This window comes from Rhodococcus sp. B10 (assembly GCF_011770055.1).
In the GTDB taxonomy this organism is placed as follows: Bacteria; Actinomycetota; Actinomycetes; order Mycobacteriales; family Mycobacteriaceae; genus Rhodococcoides; species Rhodococcoides kyotonensis_B.
Genome location: NZ_JAAFYV010000067.1, coordinates 1 through 8,170 on the forward strand (window position 1 = coordinate 1; position 8,170 = coordinate 8,170).

At 63.4% G+C, this 8,170-nt stretch carries 8 protein-coding genes and 1 tRNA gene; 6 read left to right on the forward strand and 3 right to left on the reverse strand.

The genetic code is table 11. The features are described from left to right. The first annotated feature begins 191 nt into the window (after positions 1-191). Positions 192-1,511 (forward strand): MFS transporter, encoded by a 1,320-nt coding sequence (locus RhoFasB10_RS25525; RefSeq protein WP_167679280.1) that lies wholly within the window; start codon positions 192-194, stop codon positions 1,509-1,511. Here RhoFasB10_RS25525 and RhoFasB10_RS25530 read toward each other — a convergent pair. Both RhoFasB10_RS25530 and RhoFasB10_RS25535 read right to left on the reverse strand, forming a co-directional pair. Further along, on the reverse strand, positions 1,508-2,338 hold the full coding sequence (locus tag RhoFasB10_RS25530) for an alpha/beta hydrolase (RefSeq protein WP_167679282.1): 831 nt from the start codon (positions 2,336-2,338) through the stop codon (positions 1,508-1,510). The genes RhoFasB10_RS25525 and RhoFasB10_RS25530 overlap by 4 nt on opposite strands. Beyond that, positions 2,335-2,976: a TetR family transcriptional regulator gene (locus RhoFasB10_RS25535; protein ID WP_114331423.1), complete on the reverse strand. Its 642-nt coding sequence runs from the start codon at positions 2,974-2,976 to the stop codon at positions 2,335-2,337. The genes RhoFasB10_RS25530 and RhoFasB10_RS25535 overlap by 4 nt, the downstream gene beginning before the upstream one ends. 211 nt (positions 2,977-3,187) lie before the next feature. Between RhoFasB10_RS25535 and RhoFasB10_RS25540 the strand changes: the two genes are divergently transcribed. From RhoFasB10_RS25540 to RhoFasB10_RS25555, 4 genes are all read left to right on the forward strand, one after another. Beyond that, complete coding sequence (locus tag RhoFasB10_RS25540; RefSeq protein WP_167679288.1) at positions 3,188-4,297, forward strand: ferredoxin reductase; 1,110 nt, start codon at positions 3,188-3,190, stop codon at positions 4,295-4,297. Between the two features lie 31 nt (positions 4,298-4,328). Then, a complete protein-coding gene (locus RhoFasB10_RS25545) occupies positions 4,329-5,513 on the forward strand; it encodes an acyl-CoA desaturase (RefSeq protein WP_167679284.1) in 1,185 nt (394 codons plus the stop codon). Positions 5,514-5,563: 50 nt separating this feature from the next. Beyond that, a complete protein-coding gene (locus RhoFasB10_RS25550; RefSeq protein WP_068423860.1) occupies positions 5,564-5,809 on the forward strand; it encodes a hypothetical protein in 246 nt (81 codons plus the stop codon). Between the two features lie 169 nt (positions 5,810-5,978). Beyond that, entirely contained in the window at positions 5,979-7,109 is a 1,131-nt protein-coding gene (locus RhoFasB10_RS25555) for a helix-turn-helix domain-containing protein (RefSeq protein ID WP_068423818.1), read from the forward strand. Positions 7,110-7,138: 29 nt separating this feature from the next. Here RhoFasB10_RS25555 and RhoFasB10_RS25560 read toward each other — a convergent pair whose 3' ends face one another. Then, positions 7,139-7,741: a YdcF family protein gene (locus RhoFasB10_RS25560; RefSeq protein ID WP_308115177.1), complete on the reverse strand. Its 603-nt coding sequence runs from the start codon at positions 7,739-7,741 to the stop codon at positions 7,139-7,141. Positions 7,742-8,012: 271 nt separating this feature from the next. Between RhoFasB10_RS25560 and RhoFasB10_RS25565 the strand changes: the two genes are divergently transcribed. Next, positions 8,013-8,088 (forward strand) — tRNA-Arg (locus tag RhoFasB10_RS25565). Positions 8,089-8,170: the final 82 nt, after the last annotated feature.

Here is an 8,170-nt window from a genome sequence, read left to right on the forward strand (position 1 = left end):
AGGCGCGCACCCGTTCTGGCCATGGAATCTTCCCTAGCCGATTCAGGTGCCCCACACCTACGACGCCAGCAAGCGTGTCTCACATGTCCGTAGACATACGACTCTCATATGTCTATGGACTGGACATATAGAGGGGTATGTATTACCGCGCACGTGCGCCGGAGGCGCCTGCCTGGCTTAGGCTTCGACACATGAGTGCACAGGCGGATGCCGTAGTCGGCGTCGCGACCACCCGCAAGCAGGTATTCGCCTGGGGGATATGGGATTGGGGGTCGGCGGCGTTCAACGCGGTGATCCTGACGTTCGTGTTCTCGGTCTACCTGACCGATGCCGTGGGCGACGACCTGCCCGGTTCGATCTCGGCGACGTCGTGGTTCAGCTGGGCCATCGGACTGTCGGGCGTCGTGATCGCCGTTCTCGCACCGATTTCCGGCCAACGTTTCGACGCGCGAGGAAAGCGCAAGCAGTCACTGGCGATCCTGACCGGCCTGACCGTCGCGAGCATGGCAGGCCTGTTCTTCGTTCGCGACGACTACCACTACCTGTGGCTCGGTCTGGTTCTCCTCGCTGCCGGATCGATCCTGTTCGAGCTTGCCAGCATTCCCTACAATTCGATGCTTCGGCAGGTCTCGACGCCCGAGAACATCGGGCGCGTCTCTGGATTCGGTTGGGCGATGGGGTATTTCGGCGGCATCGTGCTGTTGCTCGTCTGTTACTTCGGGTTCATCACCGGTGACGGCGACACCCGAGGTCTGCTCGGGTTGACCACCGACGGTGGTCTCAACATCCGTCTCGTCGCGTTGCTCGCGGCCGTGTGGTTCGCGGTGTCGGCAATTCCGGTGTTCTTCGCCGTACCCGAGATGCCGTCCACGAGTGCCGACCCCGGCGCCGCGAAGGCCGGGTTCGTCGAGTCCTACAAGGTTTTGTTCCGCGACCTACGCGAACTATGGGTCGCCGACCGCCGCAGCGTCTACTTCCTCGTCGCGAGTGCACTGTTCCGCGACGGACTGGCAGGTGTCTTCACCTTCGGAGCCGTACTCGCCGTCAGCGTGTACGGCATCGGAACCGCCGATGTGCTGCTGTTCGGTGTGGCTGCGAACGTCGTCGCCGGTCTGGGCGCGGTTGCGGCAGGGCGGTTCGACGACCGAACCGGGCCCAAGGCCGTCATCGCGTTCTCTCTTGCGTCGATGATCGTCGCGGGAATCGTGCTGCTGTTCGTGTCCGGGCCCGTTCTGTTCTGGATCTTCGGACTGATTCTGTGTTTGTTCGTCGGCCCGGCTCAGTCGTCGTCGCGTACCTTCCTCGCTCGTCTGGCGCCTCCAGGACGGGAAGGTCAGTTCTTCGGGCTCTACGCGACGACGGGCCGCGCGGTGTCGTTCCTCGCGCCGACGATGTTCGGACTCTTCGTGTGGTTGTTCGACGCCGACCGAGCCGGGATCGGTGGTCTGATCCTCGTACTCGTCGTCGGACTGGCCGCTCTGATGGCGGTCCGGGCGCCCGACAGGGTCTAGACGGCGCGGACGCGGGTGAGGATCTCGTCGGCGAGCCGCGCGGGCGCTTCCTCCGGAACCCAGTGGGACACCCCGTCGAGTTCGACAAACGAGTAGGGCGCGTCGACGAACTCGCCGCACCGCTCGGCTGCCGCGCGTCCGATCGCCGAGTCCTGATTGCTCCAGACGTACGTCGTCGGCACACCTACCGGTTCGAGTGAGCCGAACGCGTTGGTCATCGCGCGATACCAGTTCAGCGCGGCGGTCAGCGCGCCCGGCTGACTCAGGTGCTCGACGTAACGGTCGTCGAGACTGCGATCGGAGAACATCGCACGCAGGCGGGCCCCGTCGTTCTCGAGCAGCACCCTCTCGGCTTTGCCTTCCTGACGCAGCAAGCCGATGTATCCGGATCGCTCCTGCTGATCTTCGTCGTGACGTAGCGCCCACCCGAACGCTGCCGTGTGCGGAACGGATACTGCCGTCAGCGAACGCACGCGGTCGGAATGATGCGCTGCCAGTTGCCATGCAACCGCAGCACCCCAGTCGTGTCCGACGATGTGTGCCGAGTCGAGACCGAAGGCGTCGAGCAGACCGAGAACGTCACCGACCAGATTGTCCGACGCGTACGCGTCGACTCCGGCGGGGCGCGCGCCGGGGGAGTAACCCCGTTGGTCGGGTGCGATGGTCCGCAGCCTGCCTGCCGTGAGATGCGGAACGACCGCATCCCAACACGCGGATGTTTGCGGAAAGCCGTGCAGCAGCACGGTCGGAATGCCGTCGGCTGGACCTGCGACGAGCACGTCGAACTCGAGCTCGCCGAGGGTCACCGTCGTGGCGGTCGACGTCATGAACGATCCTCTCGACTGTGGTCGGGCTTCCAGGCTCCCATGCCGAGCACGACGAGGCGCACCTGTTGTTCGGTTCTGCGCACGAGGTCCTGCTCCTTGCGGCTGCCAGGCCTGTCGATCTCCAGCAGGCCTTCGGCGGCGGTGAGCATCGTCGACACGATCAGGTCGGCGGCCATCTCCAGGTCGTCCACGTTCCACGCTCGAAGGCCGGGCATGCGCGCCAGATCGATGGTCAGTTCGCTGACGAACATGCGCAGCTCGGTGGCGAACGCTCGACGCACCTCGGTGACTCCGCCGTAGCGCTCGCGCGCCAGGAAGCGAAACTGTTCTTCGTGGTTGCGTACCTGTCGGACCAGGATGCGCAACGATTCCGACGCATTCTTGACGCTGGGATCCTTCCTGGCGTCCCGAAGCATCTGCCGAAGCATGCGCATCGAGTCTTCCACCAGGGCGACCCCGAGATCTTCCATCGACGCGAAGTGTCGGTAGAACGCCGTCGGGACGATGCCCGCGGACCTGCTGACTTCGCGGAGGCTGACGCTGGCGAACGACCGGTCGCGCAGCAGCTCCAGCGTGCCCTCGATGAGCGCTTGGCGCGTGCGTTCCTTTCGTTCGGCTCGCGTACCCGGTTCCGTCACGAGTGTCAGTTTATGGCTGTCCACTGTTCGGTCGCCGCCGGCTCGACGAAGAGATTCGTCATCGAGGTGACCTGGGTCACGCACGACTGAGGGTGTACTTAGCGTCACAGCAGCGTTGACAGGTTCCCGTGAGCGTCTGGCACACTTGATTCCAGTGCACAGACGTTCACTGAAACTTTCTCGGTTTCGACCCTGATCGGGAGGCGAGATGATGCTCGGACAGAAGTCGCGACGGTCAAGTCTTTTCGGAAGGTTCTCGGCGTTGTCGCTGTTCGAGGCCATGGCGTCGCCACACGAACTCGATCGCTACCTCGAGCTCGTGGATCCGATGACGACGGTGCGTGATCTGCGCGCCGAGGTCGTCGCAGTACATCGATCCACCGAAGACACCGTCACGTTGACTCTGCGTCCGACGTGGCAGTGGAAAGGGTTCGAAGCCGGTCAGTTCGTGCAGGTCGGCGTCGTCATCGACGGAGTCCGCCACACGCGGTGCTATTCGCCCGCCTGCTCGCAATATCGGTCCGACGGCCTCATCGAGATCACCGTCAAGGCGCATCCCGACGGTCTGGTCTCGGGTTACCTTCATCGCACGGCAGAGCCCGGACTCGTCGTCAGCCTGTCGCAGGCCGACGGCACCTTCCGTGTTCCGACGCCTCGTCCGGCCCGGACCCTACTGATCAGCGGCGGAAGCGGCATCACGCCCGTGTTGTCGATGCTGAGGTCGCTGCTGGACGAGGGGTGCACCAGCGATCTCACCTTCGTGCACTACGCGTACACCGAACGGGACGTCGCCTATCGACGTGAACTCGACGAGATCGCCGATGCGTTTCCGGATGTGCGGATCGTGTATGCCTACACGGACCAGGATTCCGGTGGCGACCTGCACGGCTATTTCTCACGTGCACATCTCGACGAGGTCGCGCCGTGGTTCGAGGAAGCAGAGACTTTCCTGTGCGGGCCGCCGGCCTTGATGAGGTCGGTCGCCGAGACGTACGACGACCTCGGTCTGTCGGATCGGTTGCACACGGAGGAATTCGCGGCGCCTGTCGTGGCCGTCGAAGACGACGTGGACGGTACGCTCACCTTCGCGGAAAGCGGTGTCGTAACCGAGAATTCGGGTCGAACGTTGCTCGAACAGGCAGAAGACGCCGGATTGAGCCCCGAGTACGGCTGCCGCATGGGCATCTGCTTCACGTGCACGTCCGTGAAGAAGTCCGGATGCACGAAGAACGTCAAGACGGGTGAAGTCGACGTCGAGCCGGACAAGGAGATTCAACTCTGCGTGTCGGTACCCGTCGGCGACGTCGCGCTCGACATCTGAACCAGGACAATCCGGAACGGAGAACGATCTTATGTTCGGAATACCTTTTCCCACACTGTCTTTCCCACTGTTCGGCGGGTCTCGCGCGGACGCGCAGCAGGATCTCGCGCCGACAGTGCTGTCGTACGAGCAGGTGCAAGAACTCGGGCGCGAACTCGACGAGCTGCGTGCCCGTACCGTTGCCAAGCTCGGCGACGAGGACCGCGAGTACATCTACAACATCGTCAAGACACAACGTGGCTTCGAGATCGCCGGCCGCGCCATGATGTACATGCCTTTTCTTCCGCCGGTTTGGCTGGCGGGCGTCGGTGCGCTCGGCATCTCGAAGATTCTCGACAATATGGAGATCGGCCACAACGTCATGCACGGCCAGTACGACTGGATGCGTGAACCAGGCTTCAATTCCCGTGTGTTCGAATGGGATACGGTGTGCCCGGCCGATCAGTGGAAGCATTCGCACAATTACATGCACCACACCTTCACCAACATCGTCGGCAAGGATCGCGACATCGGGTACGGAATTCTGCGCATGGACGAGGGGCAGAAGTGGAACCCGTACTACCTCGGCAATCCGGTCTATGCCTTTCTCCTCATGGTGTTCTTCGAGTGGGGCGTCATGTTGCATGATCTCGAGGCAGAGAACGTGATTCAGGGCAAGCGCAAATGGCACGACATCAAGCCGTTGCTGAAAGGCATGTGGCGCAAGGCCGGTCGCCAAGTGCTGAAGGACTATGTCGTCTTCCCCGCCCTGTCCGGGCCGTTCTTCGTCACCACGCTCGTCGGCAACGTCGGTGCGAATCTCATTCGCAATCTGTGGACCTACTCGATCATCTTCTGCGGGCACTTCCCGACGGGCGTCCAGACGTTCACCGAGGAAGAAACGGAGAACGAGTCGCGAGGGGAGTGGTACGTCCGTCAGATGTTGGGTTCGGCGAACATCGAGGGAAGTCCGCTGTTCCACATCATGTCGGGAAATCTGTCCCATCAGATCGAGCATCACCTGTTCCCGGATCTTCCTGCTCATCGGTACCCCGAGATCGCTCCCGAAGTGAAAGCTCTGTGCACCAAGTACGGTCTGCCGTACAACACCGGCGGTTTCTTCAAGCAGATCGGAACGGTGTGGGGCAAGATCTTCAAACTCGCTCTTCCCGATTCGCTGACCGGTTCGACACAGCATGTCGGTGTTATCGTCGAGCGCACGAAGGTTGCGGCCTGATCATGGCCGACATCGCCACAGTCGACAGACCTATGCGAGGGGACGAATCGGTGGTTGGCAAGTTCGAACGCAACAAGGACACCGTTCAGGAATTGACGGAATCGGCGGCCGGACACGTCGGCAAGATCGCCGTCATCATTGCTGGAGCCGTGCGTGATGTGACGCGGGAGATCGGGGACTGGATCTCCGACGGGATCGAGATGCGGGAAGCCGCGCGCAAGGCACGGGACGACGCGTCCCTCGGTACCGTCATCGACGGCGAGTTCGAGCACCGCCGAGACATCGAGAATCGCTGAGCGAAACGACCGAGACCACCCGGCATCACGCCGGGTGGTCTTCGGGTGTCCACGGCCTTCCGAAACAAACTTCGAGAATGTTTGAATGCGCAATCGCGTACTTGCGGACCGTAAATTGCGTTACGGTATTCCCGACGCTCAGGCGCACGTCGAGAAAGGGTGATCCGACATGTTGGTGAACGTGGGGCCGCGACACTACGATACGCCCGTCAGGCCCGAGGAGGAATTCAGGTCGAGGTGCCGCGCAGTCGCCTCCTCCGCGCTCTCCGCGCGAAAGTTACCGGACCCCGGGCAGCTCGACGAGTTGTCACGCGCATCACGAGCGCTGGCGCGCAAGGGCGTTCCACTGCGAGCCGTACTGCACACGATGCATGTCGCAGCCGCGCAGGTACTTCGAGAGAAGGCGTCCACCGGCGACGCGTCTGTCGTCGACGGTGCGGTACTCATGGTCAGCGTCCTCGAAGCCGTGGGAACTGCGGTGTCGGGTGTCTACCTCGACAGCTGCGGATCGAGCACGGGGGAGCGTGATCGCACGCGTCGATTGACCGAGTCTCTGCTGGCAGGTGACGGGGAAAGCGTGCGTCTGGCGGCACGGGCGGGCGTTGCGATCGCGGCCGACTACGACGTCGTCTCGCTGTCCTTCGACGACGATCGCACCGGTCCCGGCGGGGAGGTCGTGGTGCAGAACGTTCTCGACCGCATCGAAGACGACGTGGCCCGGTCCGAGCCGGACGGGACGCTGATCTCGTTGGGTGGGCGCGGCGGTGTGGTGCTTCGGCCCGGTGGTGCACAGGGATCGGTGGAGGGCCTGGTCGGTCGCGTGGAGTCGCTGCTCGGACGTCGTGTGCTCGCCGCGACCGCATCCGCCAGAACGAACGACGTTCCGTCCACCGCGACTCACTGCCGTGAGTTGGTTTCGCTCGCACGCGGTTTGAACTATCGGTCGGGCGTATACCGCACTGCCGACATGGCGTTGGAATTTCAGCTGACGCGACCCGGACCCGGACGGGCGCGGATGCGGGCGCTGATCGATCCGCTCAGCGCGTCACCCGAACTCGTGCACACATTGCAGACGTTCATCTCCACCGAGGCCAACCGACGTGCGAGCGCGAAAGCTCTGTTCGTGCACCCCAATACGGTCGACTACCGACTGAAGCGGATCGAGACGCTCACGGGCGTCGACCCGCTCAGCCCTGTCGGCCTGATGGCTCTCCACGCGGCCTTGGTCGTCGACGCCCTGGAACGTGCGGAGAACCTCGACGTCCCGCCGCCGACCGGTGAGGTCGCCGAGGCGTCCTAGGCCCGGGCCGTCGGCAGCGTGGACGCCTGTCAGCCCGCGGAGATCACGCCGCTGACAGGCAGTCTGCCCGCCGTCGCGTTGCGGAAGTTCACCAGCGCACGTTCGACGTGATTCGGACTGGACACGACGACGATTCCCGACGTCCGCCGACCCGCCAGCAGCGTGACGGTGTTCGCGGCATTTTCGATGGTGGAACGTGATCGGTCCTCCTCCGTGATTCGGTGGGGCGCGATACCGTTGTCCACCAACCAGTTACGCATCGCACGCGCCTCGGTCACCCCCGAACGCGGAACGCCGCCACTCGTGACGATGGGTGCCGCCGGATAGCGCCGGGCCAACGTCAACGCGGCGTTCAATCGGTCGACCAGCATCGGACGCATCGAACCATCGTCGTACAGGCCCGCGCCGAGAACCACGATGGTTGTGCCTGCCTCATCGATGTCCAGCATCAACGGTGCCTGCCTGGTGAGGAACTCGAACTGCGTACACCGGATGATCGCCTGCAGGTCGGCGGACTGGCATCCACCGACCGTCGACACGATGCCGTTGACGACCGTGATCGGTGTGATGTCGGCCTGTGCCGTCGCCGGCAACGACGCGAGTGCGAACGCGGCAGCGGCCGCCGCGAACACTCTCGACTTCTTGCCCCCGCGAACAGATTTCGTTGCCTTCGGACACGTTTCCCCCGCCATTGAGCAGCCCCCCGCCGCGTCGATGAATCGATCCCGAACCACTGTGGCAGGAGTGCAGGGTGTGAGACGCCGGAAGTGCGTTGTGACTGCTGACAACATCGTTTCCCGGTGCTATGACGGCGTCCAAGCGCAGTGTCCGCGGGACCTGCGAAACGCTCCGAACCGAGCGGGTACACTCATCAACCGTGCTCGGGCGGTCACGCCCGAGTCAGCCTCCGTAGCTCAGGGGATAGAGCAAGGGCCTTCTAATCCCTTGGTCGCAGGTTCGAATCCTGCCGGGGGCACCAGGTCAGAGCGGGTTTCACCGGTATCGAACGGGTGGTCGTGCAGCAAACGTGCAGCACGACCACTCGAAATTCACATCCACCG